Origin of the sequence: Microbacterium sp. ISL-103 (assembly GCF_018613995.1) — a bacterium.
Lineage (GTDB): Bacteria > Actinomycetota > Actinomycetes > Actinomycetales > Microbacteriaceae > Microbacterium.
On sequence record NZ_JAGGPD010000495.1, the window covers coordinates 800 to 1,278 of the forward strand.

Annotated in this window: 1 pseudogene; it reads left to right on the forward strand. The window is 61.6% G+C overall.

What is annotated here, in order from left to right:
• Window positions 1-193 precede the first annotated feature (193 nt).
• Window positions 194-479, forward strand: a pseudogene (locus tag J7E68_RS16505) (alanine dehydrogenase); the annotation flags it as partial.

Below are 479 nucleotides of genomic sequence, written 5' to 3' on the forward strand. Positions count from 1 at the left end.
TACGATCCTCGCATCGATCGGATCGAGTGCCGGGGCCCGAAGGGTGTTCGGCTGTGGGGCCGCGGACGATGTCTCCATGCGAATGATTATGCAGGATTCGAGTCCAGAGCGAATCATCGTCAGTGATTCTGTTGAATCGTCGACGTTTCTGCGATTCTGAGATGCACTCACGCAACCGTCATTTGGAGGATCGATGAAGATCGGCGTGCCGACCGAGGTCAAGAACAACGAGAACCGCACTGCACTCACCCCTGCGGGCGCCGACCGCCTGGTGCACGAGGGCCATCGCGGGATCGTGCAGCCGGGAGCGGGAGTCGGCTCGGGCATCTCCGACGAGGCCTACCGGATCGCCGGTGCCGAGATCGTCGAGACCGCGGAAGAGACGTGGGGCGAAGCCGAGCTTCTCATCAAGGTGAAGGAGCCGATCGCTCAGGAGTACGGCTTCCTGCGTCCCGATCTCACCCTCTTCACATACCTGC